The organism is Kitasatospora sp. NPDC028055 (assembly GCF_040637885.1).
Lineage (GTDB): Bacteria > Actinomycetota > Actinomycetes > Streptomycetales > Streptomycetaceae > Kitasatospora.
On the sequence record NZ_JBEZXE010000011.1, the window covers coordinates 64,838 to 79,840 of the forward strand.

11 protein-coding genes and 1 tRNA gene are annotated in these 15,003 nt (G+C 72.0%); 4 read left to right on the plus strand and 8 right to left on the minus strand.

Going from position 1 to position 15,003, the window contains the following annotated elements:
- Positions 1-136: 136 nt before the first annotated feature.
- The 8 genes from AB0F71_RS14845 to AB0F71_RS14880 all read right to left on the minus strand — a co-directional run bounded on the left by AB0F71_RS14845 (position 137) and on the right by AB0F71_RS14880 (position 11,236).
- Complete coding sequence (locus AB0F71_RS14845) at positions 137-721, minus strand: ATP/GTP-binding protein (RefSeq protein ID WP_360233028.1); 585 nt, start codon at positions 719-721, stop codon at positions 137-139.
- The gene (locus AB0F71_RS14850; protein WP_360233031.1) at positions 702-1,358 is read right to left on the minus strand and encodes a DUF742 domain-containing protein; all 657 of its coding nucleotides are present in this window, start codon (positions 1,356-1,358) and stop codon (positions 702-704) included. Before AB0F71_RS14850 ends, AB0F71_RS14845 begins: the two co-directional genes overlap by 20 nt.
- A gap of 161 nt (positions 1,359-1,519) precedes the next feature.
- Complete coding sequence (locus tag AB0F71_RS14855) at positions 1,520-1,933, minus strand: roadblock/LC7 domain-containing protein (RefSeq protein ID WP_097236138.1); 414 nt, start codon at positions 1,931-1,933, stop codon at positions 1,520-1,522.
- 10 nt (positions 1,934-1,943) lie between these two features.
- The gene (locus tag AB0F71_RS14860) at positions 1,944-5,306 is read right to left on the minus strand and encodes a nitrate- and nitrite sensing domain-containing protein (RefSeq protein WP_360233034.1); all 3,363 of its coding nucleotides are present in this window, start codon (positions 5,304-5,306) and stop codon (positions 1,944-1,946) included.
- A 436-nt stretch (positions 5,307-5,742) separates the two neighbouring features.
- On the minus strand, positions 5,743-6,321 hold the full coding sequence (locus tag AB0F71_RS14865; RefSeq protein WP_360233037.1) for an ATP/GTP-binding protein: 579 nt from the start codon (positions 6,319-6,321) through the stop codon (positions 5,743-5,745).
- Positions 6,302-6,727 carry a DUF742 domain-containing protein gene (locus tag AB0F71_RS14870; protein WP_350508230.1) on the minus strand — a complete coding sequence of 142 codons (426 nt, stop codon included), beginning with the start codon at positions 6,725-6,727 and terminating at the stop codon, positions 6,302-6,304. Before AB0F71_RS14870 ends, AB0F71_RS14865 begins: the two co-directional genes overlap by 20 nt.
- 161 nt (positions 6,728-6,888) lie before the next feature.
- Positions 6,889-7,302, minus strand: a complete 414-nt coding sequence (locus tag AB0F71_RS14875; protein WP_030291361.1) for a roadblock/LC7 domain-containing protein — start codon at positions 7,300-7,302, stop codon at positions 6,889-6,891.
- Between the two features lie 10 nt (positions 7,303-7,312).
- Positions 7,313-11,236: a nitrate- and nitrite sensing domain-containing protein gene (locus AB0F71_RS14880; RefSeq protein WP_360233040.1), complete on the minus strand. Its 3,924-nt coding sequence runs from the start codon at positions 11,234-11,236 to the stop codon at positions 7,313-7,315.
- 639 nt (positions 11,237-11,875) lie between these two features.
- Here AB0F71_RS14880 and AB0F71_RS14885 point away from each other — a divergent pair.
- The 4 genes from AB0F71_RS14885 (at position 11,876) to AB0F71_RS14900 (ending at position 14,944) form a co-directional block, all read left to right on the plus strand.
- A complete protein-coding gene (locus AB0F71_RS14885; protein ID WP_360233043.1) occupies positions 11,876-12,094 on the plus strand; it encodes a hypothetical protein in 219 nt (72 codons plus the stop codon).
- A 234-nt stretch (positions 12,095-12,328) separates the two neighbouring features.
- Positions 12,329-13,129, plus strand: coding sequence for a fumarylacetoacetate hydrolase family protein (locus tag AB0F71_RS14890; protein WP_360233045.1), 801 nt, complete (start codon positions 12,329-12,331; stop codon positions 13,127-13,129).
- Entirely contained in the window at positions 13,122-14,621 is a 1,500-nt protein-coding gene (gene gltX, locus AB0F71_RS14895) for a glutamate--tRNA ligase (protein ID WP_360233049.1), read from the plus strand. The genes AB0F71_RS14890 and gltX overlap by 8 nt, the downstream gene beginning before the upstream one ends.
- Positions 14,622-14,872: 251 nt before the next feature.
- Positions 14,873-14,944: transfer RNA gene (locus AB0F71_RS14900), tRNA-Gln, on the plus strand.
- Positions 14,945-15,003: the final 59 nt, after the last annotated feature.

Sequence of the window (15,003 nt, forward strand, 5' to 3'; positions counted from 1 at the left end):
ACGGCGGCTCGACGGCGGCCCGCTGGACCCGAAACGGGTCCGGCGGGCCGCTGCCGTGAGGCACCGCTGCCGTGACGCCCTGCGGCCGTGCGGCGCTGCTGCCGCGAGGCCCCGGCCGTCGCGACCTCCTGCGCCCCTAGCGGAGTCGGGCGAGGAGGGCGTGTTCGACGAGGGTGATGAGGGCGCTCTTGGCGCTGTCGCGTCGGCGGGCGTCGAGGGTGATGACGGGGGTGTCGGGGCCGAGTTGGAGGGCTTCGCGGACTTCGTCGGCGGTGTGGGGCTGGTGGCCGTCGAAGCCGTTGAGGGCGACGACGAAGGGCAGGCCGCTGTTCTCGAAGTAGTCGAGGGCGGGGAAGCAGTCGGCGAGGCGGCGGGTGTCGACGAGGACGACGGCTCCGATGGCGCCTCGGACGAGGTCGTCCCACATGAACCAGAAGCGGTCCTGTCCGGGGGTGCCGAAGAGGTAGAGGATGAGGTCTTCGTCGAGGGTGATGCGGCCGAAGTCCATGGCGACGGTGGTGGTCGTCTTGCCGGAGACGTGGCTGATGTCGTCGATGCCGGCGGAGGCCGAGGTCATGACGGCTTCGGTGCGCAGGGGGTTGATCTCGGAGACGGCGCCGACGAGCGTGGTCTTGCCGACACCGAAGCCGCCCGCGATGACGATCTTCGCGGAGGTGGTGGCGCGGGTGGGGGCGGCCGCGTTAGAGCTTGCGAAGTCCACTGAGGACCCTTTCGAGCAGCGTGACGTCGGGCTGGTTTCCGGATTCGCCCCCGGAAGCGGGCTGGTGGATGGCGACGAGGCCGGCCTCGGCCAGGTCGGCCACGAGGATCCGGGCGACTCCCAGGGGAAGTGAGAGCAGCGCCGAGACCTCGGCGACGGACTTGACCTCCGTGCACAGCGTGCAGATCCGCTGGTGCTCGGGGAGGAGGGTGGCCAGACGCTGCGGATCGACGTCGGCGGAGACCAGGGCCTCCAGCGCGAGTTCGTAGCGGGGCCGGGTGCGACCGCCGGTCATGGCGAACGGCCGGATCAGCGGGCCGGAGTCCTGCTCGTCCTCGAACTCCTCGACGTGCCCGGGCTCCTGGGCCGGCCGGTGGCCGGGGTCCTGGGCGGGCACCTGGCCGGGCGGCGTCGGGTAGCCGGGCGGCGGGGTGTCGAAGGCGGGCTGCGGCCGGGCGTACGGGTCGTACTGGCCGTACTGCTCCTCGGGCCGGGCGTACGGGTGCTGCTGGGGCTGCCCGTACTGGTGCCGACCGTACTGCTGACCGTGGCCGGCGCCGGGTGCTCCGAAGGCGTCGTGGCCCGTGCCAGGGTACGGAACGCCGTACTGGCCGCTGCGGTCGTCGGGCGGTGTCACGGTTCCTCTCCTCACAAGGTGCGGCGGTGCGGTGCGGGCTTCGGTACGAGTCCGGAGCCGGTGGTGCGAAGGCCGTACAACGTCCGAACCCGAGCCCGCCGAAGCGGGCCCGGGAAGGACGCGGAGGTACTTCGAATACCTGGACGGTATCCGACGAACCGTCAGTGCAGGAGACTGCCCTGGAGTTCTGCGCGGAGCGCGGGGGTGAGGACGGCGCCGGCCCGGTCGACGAGCAGGGCCATTTCGTACCCGACCAGACCGATGTCCGAGTCGGGGGAGGCGAGGACCGCGAGGGCGGAGCCGTCGCTGATGGCCATCAGGAACAGGAAGCCGCGCTCCATCTCGACGACGGTCTGGTTGACCTCGCCGCCTTCGAAGATCCGGCTGGCGCCGGAGGTGAGGGAGGTGAGGCCGGAGGCGACGGCGGCGAGCTGGTCGGCGCGGTCGCGCGGGAAGCCTTCCGACATGCACAGCAGGAGGCCGTCCGCGGAGACCACCACCGTGTGGGACACCCCAGGGGTGTTGTCCACGAAATTGGTGATCAGCCAGTTCAGGTTCTGTGCGGCCTGGCTCATCTGAGTCAACTCAACGCTCCTGGTGGTTCGAGCCGCCGAAGAGATCGGTGCTCCGGTTCTGTCCGTTGCCGGACTGGTCTACCTGATCGGGGTCGATCCGGAAGCTTCCGGTGTTGCCGGCGCTGCGGCCCTGCTCGACACCGCGGCGCAGGTTGGTGAGGCGGCCACGGACCTCCTCGGGGCTGCGGGAGACCTGCGGCCCTTCCTGCGGGGTCGGCTTGGCGTTGCCGGGCACCAGGTTCTGCTTGGGCACGCGCCGGGGCAGTCCGGCCCCGGTGGTGCCGGCGGACGAGGGCTCGCGCAGCTGCTCGGCCCGCTGCCAGTCACCGTCGTTCGGCGACTGCCAGGGGGAGGCGGTCGGGCCGGTCGGGCCGTAGCCGCCCAGTGCGGACACGTCGTGGCCGCGGGACTCGACGGGCGCCGAGGAGGTGTCCTTGGCGCCGGCGAACCAGTTCGGGGTGTCCCCGGACGGGGTCAGACCGGCCGGGGCGCTGCCCGGGCCGCTCGCCAGCTGCTGGCCGGGGCGGCGCTGGGGCAGCCCGGACGGCAGGGTGGTGGCGGGGGCCGGCGCGGGCTCGGCGGCGGGCAGGGCGGGCGGTTCCGGGGTGTACGGGTGGCCCGCGGGGGCCTCCTGGGCCTGGTGGCCGTAGTCGCCCCGGGCGTACTCGTCCTGCTGGTAGCCGCCCTGGTCGTAGCCGTACCGGTCGTCGGCGTAGCCCTGGTCGTAACCCTGCTGCGGGTACTGGCCGTAGCCGTCCTGGGCGTACTCGTCCTGCTGGTAGCCGCCCTGGTCGTAGCCGTACTGGTCGTCGGCGCTGTACCGGTCGTCCGAGTAGGCGCCCTGCTGGTAGTCCTGCTGCGGGGCGTACTGGTCGTAGCCCTGCTGGTAGTCCTCCTCGACCTCGGCGTCCAGCACCTGCTCCTGCGGGCCGCCCTCCAGGGCCGCGCGGCGGACCTGGTCGAGGCGCTGCGAGCGCTGGACGGCCTCCAGGGCCGGGCTGAACCCGGAGGAGCCGGCGTTGCCGATGCCGGTGAGGTGGTCGTCGAAGCCGAGCTCGGCGGCGCTGCGGTTGCGGTTGTCCGGGGCCCACTCGGAGGTCGGCTCCTGGTCGGCGAAGATCCGGGAGACGGTGAACTGCTCCTCCGGCTCCGGCGCCACCGCGGACTTGGTGACGAACGGCGGGAGCATGACCAGCGAGGTGGTGCCGGCGGACTCGCCGGACGGGCGGAGCTGGACGCGGATGTCGTGCCGCTGGGAGAGCCGGCCGACCACGAAGAGGCCCATGCGGCGGGAGATGGTGGCGTCGACCGTGGGCGGCTCGGCCAGCTTCTCGTTGATCTCCGCGAAGTCGTCGGCGGTGAGGCCGATGCCCTTGTCGTGGATCTCGACCAGCACCCGGCCGTCCGGCAGGCGGGTCGCGTTGACCAGCACCCGGGTCTGCGGGCTGGAGAACGAGGTGGCGTTCTCCAGCAGCTCGGCGAGCAGGTGGACGAGGTCGGTCACGGCGGCGCCGACGACCTCGACCTCGGGGATGCCGGACAGCTCGACGCGCTCGTACTGCTCCACCTCGGAGGCGGCGGCGCGCAGCACGTCGACCAGCGGGACCGGGGTGTTCCAGCGGCGGCCGGCCTCCTCGCCGGCGAGGACGAGGAGGTTCTCACCGTTGCGGCGCATACGGGTCGCGAGGTGGTCCAGCTTGAAGAGGTTCTCCAGCTGGTCCGGGTCGGCCTCGTTGTTCTCCAGGTCGGTGATCAGCGCCAGCTGGCGCTGGATCAGGCCCTGGCTGCGGCGCGACAGGTTGGTGAAGATCGCGTTGACGTTCCCTCGCAGCAGGGCCTGCTCGGCGGCGAGCGCCACGGCCTGCTGGTGGACCTGGTCGAAGGCCCGGGCGACTTCGCCGATCTCGTCCTTGCCGTGCAGCGGGATCGCGGTCACCGAGGTGTCGACCCGGTCCGGGTCGGTCTTGGAGAGCTTCTCGACCAGGTCCGGCAGGCGGTGGTCGGCGATCTCCAGGGCGGCGCTGCGCAGGGTGCGCATGCCGAGGATCATCGAGCGGGCGACGTAGCCGGTCAGCAGGCCGGCCAGGATCAGTGCGGCGACGACGATGACCGTGTTGAGGATGGCGTCGTAGAGCGCGTTGTCCTTGAGGTCGCGGGAGTCGCTGAGGACGGCGTCCAGCAGCGCGACTTCGGTGTTCCGCAGGGCCTGGATGTGGCTTCCGGCGGCCTGGTTCCAGTTGTCCGGGGTCAGACCGGCGTTCTTCGCCTCGGCGTACGCGGCGTCGGCGGCGGCCTTGCCCTTCTGCTGCCCGATGGCGGCGGCCTCGGCGTAGTTGGCGGCGAGCGACAGCAGGCCCTGCATGGTGGGCGCGGCGCCGTTCGGCATCTTGTAGGCCGAGCGGTCCTGGGCGGTGGCCAGGGCGACCTGGGCGTCCGCGTACTTGCGGGCGTCCTCGGGGGCGGCACCGGTGTTGAACTCGGAGAGCGAGACCTGCTCCAGCTTCTCCGCGACCAGGATCTGCTGGGTCATGTCCTGGTTCTCGTAGCGCGTGGTCACGCCCTGCGAGGCACCGACCAGCAGGCTCAGCATCAGCGAGCGCTGGGTCGAGGCGGAGGCCTTGGCCAGCGACATCGCGTAGATCGCGCGGCCCTTGCTGGTGGCGTTGGCGGAGCCGTTGCCGACCGAGTTGTCGTAGGCCAGCAGCGGCGCGAACATCGCCGAGTAGGCGTTCGCGGTGGCGCTGGCGAACAGCTCCTTGCCGTAGGCGGCCTGCCGCAGGTGCGGGAGGTCGATCACCAGGGCCTGGAAGGCCTCGTGGCGGCGCGGGAGCTCGCCGGACTTGTCCGAGGCGTCGTACGCGGCGTTGTAGGCCTTGAGCGCGGCGTCGGTGTCGGCGCGGCGCTTGGTGACCTCGTTGTTCGGGTCCTGCCCGGTGATCAGGGGTATCAGGGTCTTGTCGCGCTCGTTCTCGAGCGCTTCGGCGAGTTCGGTCGCCGCCTTGGCGAGCTCGGCGGTCTTCTCGGCCCGGGAGGCCTTGATGTAGCCGTCGACCGAGGTGTTCACTCGCAGACCGCCGAAGACGAGACTGATGATCACGGGGATCAGCAGGATCGCGATCAGTCGGGTCGGCACGCGCCAGTTGCGCGGACGGAGGAAGTCGTACCGGCTGGACGACCCGCCTTCGCCGGACTGGCCCGCGGCGCCCGTGCGGGGCTCCGTGGAGGCCGTCGGGGGCTTGGGGGCCGGGGTGGTCTGGCGCTCCTCGGTGGGAGTGAACGCGGAGAATCCGGCCGGTTCCGCGGCGCTGCCGTTCGGCGCGCTCTGGCGGGGCTCGGAGCGCCGCTGCGGGGCGGGTTGCTGCTTACGCCTCACTCGACTACTACCTCTCGGCCGACTTGCCGGCCATGGATCAATCCAGCGCTACCCCCGGGGCCCTGGCCCGCCGCCGGGCGACCGGCGCGGGATGTTCAGGGGTAGCTGGAATTTCAGCACGTGCAGGGATGGGGGACAAACAGCCGTCGCAAGGCACCCGCGCCGGAACAATACGGACAATCAACGACATGACGGAGCAAAACCGTGGTGATCTGGCGCTGAGTGACGCTGATTCGCCACGCTGCGTCATTGTTGATCACAAAATGCCTACCGAACTGTTATCCGCTGCTTATACACGGGTCTTGCGCGCGGCCCCGGGAGGACACCGGCCGGTAAAGCACCGCCGCCCCGGCGCCCCGTCAGTGTGACGGTTCGCCGGGGCCGCCCGGTTCCCGCGGGTGCTCGCGCGCCCGCCGGTGCCCGTGTGCCCGGTGCGCTAGCGGAGTCGGGCGAGGAGGGCGTGTTCGACGAGGGTGATGAGGGCGCTCTTGGCGCTGTCGCGTCGGCGGGCGTCGAGGGTGATGACGGGGGTGTCGGGGCCGAGTTGGAGGGCTTCGCGGACTTCGTCGGCGGTGTGGGGCTGGTGGCCGTCGAAGCCGTTGAGGGCGACGACGAAGGGCAGGCCGCTGTTCTCGAAGTAGTCGAGGGCGGGGAAGCAGTCGGCGAGGCGGCGGGTGTCGACGAGGACGACGGCTCCGATGGCGCCTCGGACGAGGTCGTCCCACATGAACCAGAAGCGGTCCTGTCCGGGGGTGCCGAAGAGGTAGAGGATGAGGTCTTCGTCGAGGGTGATGCGGCCGAAGTCCATGGCGACGGTGGTGGTCGTCTTGCCGGAGACGTGGCTGATGTCGTCGATGCCGGCGGAGGCCGAGGTCATGACGGCTTCGGTGCGCAGGGGGTTGATCTCGGAGACGGCGCCGACGAGCGTGGTCTTGCCGACACCGAAGCCGCCCGCGATGACGATCTTCGCGGAGGTCGTCGCACGGGCGGGTCCGTTAGAGCTTGCGAAGTCCACTGAGGACCCTTTCGAGCAGCGTGACATCGGGCGTTCCGCCCGACTCGCCCGCGGCGGCGGGCTGGTGGATGGCGACGAGACCGGCCTCGGCCAGGTCGGCCACGAGGATGCGGGCCACACCGAGCGGGACGCCGGCCAGGGCGGAGATCTCCGCGATGGACTTGACCTCGCGGCAGAGGCCGACGATCCGGGCGTGCTCGGGCAGCAGCCCGGTGGTGCGCTCCGCCGAGCCCGTGGTCGAGATCAGGGCCTCGATCGCGAGCTGGTACCGGGGGCGGGTCCGGCCGCCGGTCATCGCGTAGGGGCGGACCAGCGGCTGCTGCTCGTAGCCGTCGGACTGCTGCCCGCCGTAGCCGCTGCCGTACCCGTTGCCGTACGGGCCGGCGGGTGTCGAGGGCGGGGTCATGGGTCCTCCTTGTGCTGCGGCCTTGGGCAGCCGGTTCCAGCTGGGGCGGTGCCAGCTGAGGCGGGATCAGCTGCCTGAGGGTAGCTGAGGGTGAGGCGCCGGGTCCGGTCGGGTCGGACCCGGTGCGGGGTGGAACGGTGGATGGTCCGCGTGGGTTCCGGTCAGTGCAGGAGACTGCCCTGGAGTTCCGCGCGGAGTGCGGGGGTGAGGACGGCGCCGGCCCGGTCGACGAGCAGGGCCATCTCGTACCCGACCAGACCGATGTCGGAGTCGGGCGCGGCCAGGACGGCGAGGGCGGAGCCGTCGCTGATGGCCATCAGGAACAGGAAGCCGCGCTCCATCTCGACGACGGTCTGGTTGACCTCGCCGCCCTCGAAGATCCGGCTGGCGCCGGAGGTGAGGGAGGTGAGGCCGGAGGCGACGGCGGCGAGCTGGTCGGCGCGGTCGCGCGGGAACCCCTCGGACATGCACAGCAGGAGGCCGTCCGCGGAGACCACCACGGTGTGGGACACCCCGGGGGTGTTGTCCACGAAGTTGGTGATCAGCCAGTTCAGGTTCTGTGCGGCCTGGCTCATCTGGTTCAACTCAACGCTCCTGGTGATCTGCGCCGTTGCCGTCGCTCCGGCCACCGAAACTATCGAATCCGGGCTGCTGGGCACCATGCTGGGCGCCCGGCTGGTTGGCGGCCTGCTCGGCCCCGGCCCGCCGGCCCTGCTGGATGCCGCGGCGCAGGTTGGTCAGGCGGCCGCGGACCTCCTCGGGGGCCCGGGAGACCTGGGGGCCGGTCAGCGGCGAGGCCTCGGCGGTGCCGGAGACCAGGTTGGCCTGCGGGGTCCGCCGGGGGAGGCCGGACATGGTGACCCCACTGGTCGAGGGCTCGCGGACCTGCTCGGCACGGCGCCAGCGCTCGTCGTTCGCGGACGGGCGCCAGGGCGCGTCACCGACGCCCGGCTGCGGCGGCAGCGGCTGGCCCTGCGGGGCCTGCTGCTGGGGCGCCTGCTGCTGGGGTGCCTGGGCCTGCGGGGCCTGGGGGCGCTCCGGCCGGGGCTGCTGCTGCGGGGCCCGCTGCGGCCGGCCCGGCTGCTGGAGGTCCGGCTGCTGGAGGTCCGGCGCGGAGGTGCCGGGGCGGCGCGGCTGGTACGAGCGGGGCCGGCCCTGCGGCTGGCCGTCGGCCTGCTGCGGGTACCAGGGCTGCTCGCCGGTGGCCTCGGACGGGCCGGTCGGCAGGGCCATCGGCTCCTGACGCTGCGGCTGCTGGGGCGCCTGCTGCTGCGGGAACGGCTGCGGCTGCTGGGGCTGGGCCGGGCCGGGCACGTTCGGCAGCACCGGCTCCACCAGGCCGAGGCCCAGCGGGTCGCGCGGGTCGATCTGGCTGGCCTCGAAGCGCGGCCGGGCGAACTGCTGGGTGCTCTCCACCGGCGCCGGCTCGGCCGACGGCAGCGGCTGGGGCTGCTGCTGCGGGGGCAGCTGGGGCTGGGGCTGGCGGCCCTGCTGGGGCGCCTCCGGGCCGGGACGCTGCGGACGGCGCTGGCCCTGCGGACCCTGCGGACCCTGCTGGCCGGGCCGGCCGCCCTGCGGGCCCTGCTGGCCGGGCGCGCGCTGCGGCAGGCCGTCCTGCGGACGGTTGCCCGGACGGGCACCCTGCTGCGGGGCACCGGGACCGCCGGGACCGCCGGGGCGGCCGTGCTGCGGCTGCTCGCCGGTCCGCGGCGCGGGAGCGCCCGGAGCACCGTCGAACTCGCCGCCGGGGCGCGGACGTTCCTGGCCGGGGCGGCCCTGGCCGCGGCGCGGCAGGCCGTTCGGGCCGCCCTGCGGCGGGCCCTGACGGCCGGGGGCGCGCTGCGGCAGCGCGCCCTGCGGCGACTGCTGCGGCTGGCCGGGCTGGCCGGGCTGACCAGGCTGGCCGGGGATCTGCTGGCCGGGCTGACCGGGCGCCTGCGGACCCTGCGGACCCTGCGGACCCTGCGGACCCTGCGGACCCTGCGGACCCTGCCGGCCCTGCTGACCGGGCTGACCGGGCTGGCCGGGGAGCTGCTGGCCGGGCCCCTGCGGTGCCTGGGCCGGTCGGCCCTGGCCGCGCCGACCCGGCTGACCCGGGCCCTGCGGACCGGGCTGGCCCTGCGGACCGGACTGCTGCCCCTGCGGGGCCGGGGGAGTCTCGCGCAGCGACTGGCCGACCTGACGGGTCGGCAGCCCGGCCGGCCCGCCGGGACGGCCGCCGGGCGTACCCGGGCCGGTCGGTGCGGCGGGGGCGGCCGGACCGCCCTGGCCGAGCTGCGGACGGCCGCCCTGCGGGGCACCGCCCGCCGGGCCCTGGCCGAGCGCGGCCGGACCGTTCTGGCGGCCGGGCGGGACCTGGCGCTGCTGGCGCGGCGTCGGGGCGGCCGCGCGCTGCTGCTTGCCCTGCCCGCCGGGGCCGGGACGGCCGCCGGGGCCGCGCCGGTCGGCGGAGTTGGTGACGTCGACCGGGAGCATGACCAGCGCGGTGGTGCCGCCGGAGTCGCTCGGACGCAGCTGGATCCGGATGCCGTGTCGCAGGGACAGGCGGCCGACCACGAAGAGGCCCATGCGGCGGGAGACCGAGACGTCCACCGTCGGCGGGTTGGCCAGGCGCTCGTTGATCTCGGCCAGGTCGTCCGGGCTGAGGCCGATGCCGGTGTCGTGGATCTCGACCAGCACCCGGCCGTCCGGCAGGGCGTGGCCGGTGACCCGCACGCGGGTCTGCGGGCTGGAGAACGAGGTGGCGTTCTCCAGCAGCTCGGCGAGCAGGTGGACGAGGTCGTTGACGACACGGCCGGCGACCTCGGCCGACGGTACGGCGGCGAGTTCGATGCGCTCGTACTGCTCCACCTCGGAGGCGGCGGCGCGGAGCACGTCGACCAGCGGGACGGGGCGGGTCCAGCGGCGGCCCGGGTCCTCACCGGCGAGGACGAGGAGGTTCTCGCCGTTGCGGCGCATGCGGGTCGCGAGGTGGTCGAGCTTGAACAGGTTGGCCAGCTGGTCCGGGTCGGCCTCGCGGCTCTCCAGCTCGGAGATGAGCGACAGCTGGCGCTGGATGAGGCCCTGGCTGCGGCGCGAGAGGTTGGTGAACATCGCGTTGATGTTGCCGCGCAGGAGGGCCTGCTCGGCGGCGAGGCGGACGGCCTCGCTGTGCACCATGTCGAACGCGTGGGCCACGTGGCCGATCTCGTCGGTCGAGTCGACGGCGACCGGTTCGACCGTGGTGTCGACGTCGTGCGGGTCGCTCTCGGAGAGGGTCTTGACCAGTTCGGGCAGGCGGCGCTCGGCGACGTCCTCGGCCGCGGTCTGCAGGCGGGTCAGCGAGCGCACCATCGAGCGGGCGATCAGACCGGCGCCACCGAGGGCGATGATCAGGGTCAGGGCGACGGCGGCACCGATGATCAGGGCCTCGGTGTCGGCCTGGGACTGGAGGTCCTGGGCCTTTCCGTCGAGGTCCTCGATCAGCTTGGCCTCGATCCGGCGCTCGGCCGTGATCTTGGTGGTGGCCTTCTCGTACCAGTCCTTGTACGAGACCGCCTCGGTCTGGTGGATGCCGCCCGGCTGGAGGATCGAGCGCGAGTAGCGGTCCGCCTCGGCGATGACGTTGTTGTAGCTCAGCTGGCCGCGCAGGTTGTCCAGGTCGTGCGAGGTGTAGATGTTGTTGAAACTGGTGAGCGCGTTGTCGTACGTGGTGCGCAGGCGGATGCCGAAGGACTCGTCGCTCGCGCTCAGGTCGGGGGCCTTGGGGTTGCCCAGACCGGCGCTGATCAGCGCGCGCTGCTGCGAGGTGGCGTCCTTGGCGAGCGAGAACTGCTGCAGCGCGCGGGTGGCGATGAGCAGGTCCTGGTTGTTCGAGGCGAGCGCGATGTCCTGGGTGATGCCCAGGAGGTCGCGGATGATCACGTCGTAGGCGGTGATCGTCGCCTGGATGTTCTGGTTGTTCTGGTACGGCGTGTTGCGCGCGTCCGCGATCGAGTTCAGGTCCTTGCGGATCTGGAACAGCAGCGCCTTCCCGCCGGAGAGCTGGAGGTTCTCGAACTTGTCGGAGGAGGCGGTGAAGGTGCGGCTGAGGTCGTCGGTGCTCTTGCGGGCGGCGATGATCTCGTCGTCCAGCGGGTCGTTCGGCCGGTTGGTGATGTAGCCGGCGCTGATGTCGCGTTCGGTCTGCAGGGCGTCCGCGAGGTTGGTCGCCTTCTTGGCCAGGTCGGAGAGGTTGGCCATCTGGGCGAGCTGCTGCGAGTTCTGCATCGAGGTCTGGATGCGCAGGCCGCCGAGGACCAGCGAGACCATAACCGGCAGCGCGAGCAGGGCGATCAGGCGGGTGCGGATGCGCCAGTTGCGCATCGCGAGCCGGCTCAGACCGGTGGCGCGGCGCCTGGTCAGGGTGGTCCGGAGCTTGTCCCGGGCGGACTTCCGTTCCTGGCCGTCGTCCTCCGGCCGGGCGGGGGCCTCGGGCGTCACGGGGTCGGCCGGGCCGCCGGGGGCCGCCGCCTGTTGAGGGGCTGCCACAGGCTCGCGCGACTCCGGGTTACCCGCGGCGCCGCTACCCCTTTTGAAACGTCCCTGCACTGGCGTCGCAACCTCTGGACCGGGCGTCCCGCCGCGTCGCCACGGCCTGGACGGTGTCGAGTTTCCTTCCGCACCCCGGCCGGTCCGGGAGAGCGGGTCGCCGGGGTGGACTGCTCCCTACCCACGGTCCGTGGCATTCCAGCACAGCGAGGGAATCCCAACAAGGGCCGCCGGAACCGGCGGCCGGGTACTACCGACCGCATGCGCGATCTCACTGACTGTGCGGTAACCGGACCGGAATACCGCCTTTTTCGGACACTCGCCGGATACATGCCAACGTGGCCGGAGATCGACAAGAGTCGCAGACCTGCCGGAATGCCCGTTCCGGGCGAATTGTCGGGAAATTCCGATCCGGCGATATGTCGGATATTCGTGATTTGTGCGTCAATTTGTGAGCAAAATCACAGGTGAATGTGTAGCTTTGGTCACGGCCGGTATGGAAAGAGATCTCGTAACCTTGGCTGTCTCCGGAGCACGGCCCCGATCAGCCTGCCCAGAACCCCTCCGAATCAATCGGAATCACGCAGGCCGGTGCGGATCCCTGGCGGACCGCCCGGCCACGACCACGAGGTGCTCTCGATGTCCCTGGCGAAGAAGGCCACCAAGTCGACGCTGTCCTGCCGCTCCACGGCGAACCCGCGCCGGACCACGCTGGCCTCGGTCGAGGACTTCAGCAGGATCCCCGGGGCCCGCAAGCCCGAGGACGTCGTCACCTACGGCACCGAGCTGCCGGCCGTCACCGCCAACCCGCGCCGCACCCAGCTGATGGTCGCCCCGGTCATCACCCCCCGGGACTGACCCCGACCCGGGCGCGACCCGAGGGCGCCGCCACCGCGAGCAGCGGTGGCGGCGCCCTCGTGCGTCCCGGGGAGGCCGTCCGCCCCAACCGCGCTGAACAGGGGCAAAGCGGTCACGGGAGGCCCCACGCGATAGCCTGGGCGCGATTGACGGGGCCGCGCCCGTGGCGGGCGAGGCGCCCAGCAGCGCCCGGGGGCGCCCCGGGCGGCCGACGAAGCGAGGGGTAGCCCAACCGTGCGCATTGCCAGGTTTTCCGTCCGGGAAGGGAGCCCTGCCGCCGGCAGCGTTTCCTTCGGTGTGGTCGAGGGGGATCCGTCCCGGCCCGACTCGCTGGTCGTGCACGAGCTGGCCGGTCACCCGTTCGGCCAACCCCAGCCCACCGGTGAGAGCTACCGCTTCCAGGACGTCCGGCTGCTCAGCCCGATGCTCCCCAACAAGATCGTGGCGGTCGGCCGCAACTACGCGGCGCACGCGGCGGAGCTGGGCAACGACGTCCCGGACGTCCCGCTCACCTTCTTCAAGCCGTCCACCTCGGTGATCGGCCCGACCGAGAACATCGCGTACCCGCCGTTCTCCTCGGACGTCCACCACGAGGCCGAACTCGCCGTGGTGATCGGCCGGATGTGCCGCGAGGTGCCGCTGGACCGGGTGCCCGAGGTGATCCTCGGCTACACCTGCGCCAACGACGTCACCGCCCGGGACGTCCAGCAGCGCGAGGGCCAGTGGGCCCGGGCCAAGGGCTTCGACACCGCCTGCCCGCTGGGCCCGTGGATCGAGACCGACCTCGACCCGGCCGACCTCGCGATCACCTGCACGGTCAACGGCGAGCTCCGCCAGACCGGCCGCACCTCCCTGATGATCCGCTCGGTCGCCGAACTGGTCGTCCACATCTCCGAGGCCATGACGCTGCTGCCCGGCGACGTCATCCTCACCGGCACGCCCGCAGGGGTGGGCCCGCTCAACGTCGGCGACGAGGTCGCCGTCTCCATCGAAGGCATCGGCACTCTCACCAACAAGGTGATCAAGCGTGGCTAACACTGACCCGGCCGTCCGGGTTCGCTTCTGTCCCTCCCCGACCGGCAACCCCCACGTGGGCATGGTCCGCACGGCCCTGTTCAACTGGGCCTACGCCCGCCACACCGGCGGCAAGCTGGTCTTCCGGATCGAGGACACCGACTCCGCCCGCGACTCCGAGGAGTCGTACGGCCAGCTGCTTGAGGCCATGAGCTGGCTCGGCCTGGACTGGGACGAGGGCCCGGAGGTCGGCGGCCCGCACGCGCCGTACCGCCAGTCGCAGCGGATGGACATCTACGCCGACGTCGCCCGCCGCCTCCTGGAGGCCGGCCACGCGTACCACTGCTACTGCAGCACCGAGGAGCTGGACGCCCGGCGCGAGGCCGCCCGCGCGGCCGGCAAGCCCTCCGGCTACGACGGCCACTGCCGCGAGCTGACCGACGACCAGGTCGCCGTCTACAAGCTGGAGAAGCGCGAGCCGATCCTGCGCTTCCGGATGCCCGACCGGACCATCTCCTTCGACGACCTGGTGCGCGGCACGCTCACCTTCGAGCCGGAGAACGTCCCGGACTACGGCATCGTCCGGGCCAACGGCGCCCCGCTGTACACCCTGGTCAACCCGGTGGACGACGCCCTGATGGGCATCACCCACGTGCTGCGCGGCGAGGACCTGCTGTCCTCCACCCCGCGCCAGATCGCGCTGTACGCGGCGCTCGCCGAGATCGGCGTCGGCGACGGCACCACCCCGCGCTTCGGCCACCTGCCGTACGTGATGGGCGAGGGCAACAAGAAGCTCTCCAAGCGCGACCCGCAGTCCTCGCTCAACCTGTACCGCGAGCGCGGCTTCATCCGCGAGGGCCTGCTCAACTACCTGTCCCTGCTGGGCTGGTCGCTGGCCGAGGACCGCGACCTGTTCGACATGGACGAGATGGTCGCCGCCTTCGACGTCGCCAAGGTGAACTCCAACCCGGCGCGCTTCGACCTCAAGAAGTGCGAGGCGATCAACGCCGAGCACGTCCGCCGGCTGGCCCCGGAGGACTTCGTCCGCCGCCTGGTGCCGTTCCTCCAGGGCCCCGGCCTGCTGCCGGCCGAGCCGACCGCCGAGCAGCTGGACCTGCTCGCCCGGATCGCGCCGCTCACCCAGGAGCGGATGGTCGTGCTGAGCGAGATCGTCAACATGGCCGGCTTCCTGTTCGTCGACCCGGCCGACTTCGCGGTGGACCCGGACGACGCCGCCAAGGTGCTGACCGCGGACGCCCGCCCGGTGCTGGAGGCCAGCGTCAAGGCGCTGGAGGAGCTTGCGGACTTCACCCCGGAGCCGATCCAGGCCGCGCTGCGCGAGGCCCTGGTGGAGGGCCTGGGCATCAAGCCCAAGTTCGCCTTCACGCCGCTGCGGGTGGCCGTCACGGGCCGCCGGGTCTCGCCGCCGCTCTTCGAGTCGATGGAGCTGCTCGGCCGCCCCGAGACGCTGCGCCGGCTCCGCTCCGCCCTGGACGCCCTGCCGGCGGCCTGAACGGGCCGCGCAAGCGCCTCCTGAGCAGCCCGCGGGCCCGGCTCCGTGCCGGGCCCGCGGCGCACCCGGAGGTCACCGGACGGCCTCCCCGCCGCTGCCTGCGGTTATCGATTTTGGAGCCAGGGCAGACGTCGGGTAATGTTCTTTCTGCGCCGCCCGGGAGGGAACGGACGAGGGAGCGAAAGCCCCTCGGAACGGGACCGACCGAGAGGCGCAACGCCTGAGAAGGGCCCGCAGGGGTTCAACTCTGGTGGGGTATGGTGTAATTGGCAGCACGAGTGATTCTGGTTCATTTAGTCTAGGTTCGAGTCCTGGTACCCCAGCGCTGTACGATCGGCAACGATCACCCAGCAGTACACCAGCAGTACAAATGAAGATCCAA